Origin of the sequence: Lysinibacillus sp. NPDC096418 (genome assembly GCF_044762775.1) — a bacterium.
In the GTDB taxonomy this organism is placed as follows: domain Bacteria; phylum Bacillota; class Bacilli; order Bacillales_A; family Planococcaceae; genus Lysinibacillus.
Genome location: NZ_JBIWEY010000081.1, coordinates 1 through 1,549 on the forward strand (window position 1 = coordinate 1; position 1,549 = coordinate 1,549).

The following is a 1,549-nucleotide window of genomic DNA, read 5'->3' on the forward strand; positions in this document are numbered from 1 at the left end:
TGAATCAATTTCATAATTCATCTTTTTTAAAAGCTTAGACTGCTCCTAATTTAAAACTTACGTTTTTAAAATTTAGGTTGCTTGCTTTTGATCTTGTAAGATGGCATTGATTCTATCTGTTGCTAATTTGCAGGCATTATAAATAAACGTCACAAGGTCGAAATGTAGTTTTGCCTTTCTTCCTGTTCGATGACGGACATTTTTTAATTGAAAATATTGTTTTAAATAAGCGTTTACTCGTTCAACGGCTGTTCGTTCTTTGTAAAGATTTTTCCACAGTTCAGAGCCACGTGCTGGGTACGTATATTTCCGAATGTCTGTATTACACTTGATTTTGAACACCTTTTGACACAAGGAATCATTGCGTAAAGGACAGGTCGTACATTCCTTTGGGCGTGTGAATTTTAGCGTGCGATATTGCTCGTCAAAACTATCGTAACAGTAGCTATGTTCACGGACACAAGTGGGACGGAAATGTTCATCGAACTCGGTGTATTCACCTTCACGACGGGGATTATACGGAATCACTATGCGCATATTTTGTTTAGTTGCTTGCGTATAAATCGGTTCATAATCATAACCTGCATCGAATATAGCTGTTGTAAAATGACTTGGTATCAAGTGTTCCACCTTTTTTAGTAAGGGAATCGCTGCTTTACTATCATGTAAATTGCCAGATGTCATGAGACGACTCACGATATATTGGCTTTTTGATGAAACAGCTAAATGCCCTTTAAAGCCATACCAAAACGTATTTTTACCTTCGCTATTTTTCTTAATGCCCCATTGTGGGGCAATCGGTGCATCTGACCAAAGTGTTTCGAGTGGCACATCTAATTGGTGCTCAATTTTCTTTTCATAAGTCGTACGATTCGCTTCAACCTCAGCCTGTTCAGCGAGCCAAGCAACGTGTTCTTCTTTGGTTTTTCTCCCACGTTTTTTCGTTGGTGTTTCTTTCTTTTCAGAAGGTTTCGAAGCGTCACGTGATTCGAAGTGTGTTGCGTCAATCGCAAGATGTTCATCACTAAGAAAACCTTCTAGAAACGCTAGTTGAATCAGGGTATCCTGCATGTCATCAAGAATCGTCGATTGACTGATGACATCGATAATACGGGAATAGGAAGCTTCCGAAGGAACTGGGTCTGACACAAGAAACCCACAATCAAAACAAAATAAAGGATCGTTGATCAAACGCTTCACTAAATCCTTTATTGTTGGGATACGTTCAACTATTCGAATGATGAGCGATTGAATCATGGCACCGTAATTTAATTCACGTGGTGCGCCACGCAAAGTCTTTTTTGTGAATAAGTGAAAAATCGGCTGTACGTCAAATGTGGAAAAAATAGCGTCAAAACGACGCGAACTTTCCAAACTCAATAATTCTTGGATGTCAAAAAGACTTATTTGTTTTACAATAGTCATAGGGCATTCACCTCTTGGTTAATTTGGTTTAGTCGCTTAAATTATACCAAAATGGGGAGGTGCCCTTTTTTTATTGTTTGAAAGCCCTTGATACCGAAGGGATCGGAATTATGAAATCAACTCA

General features: G+C 38.6%; 1 protein-coding gene. It reads right to left on the reverse strand.

All coding sequences use genetic code 11. The features are described 5' to 3' along the window. Window positions 1–72: 72 nt before the first annotated feature. Complete coding sequence (locus ACIQZG_RS24455) at window positions 73–1,425, reverse strand: transposase (protein WP_402758760.1); 1,353 nt, start codon at window positions 1,423–1,425, stop codon at window positions 73–75. Window positions 1,426–1,549: the final 124 nt, after the last annotated feature.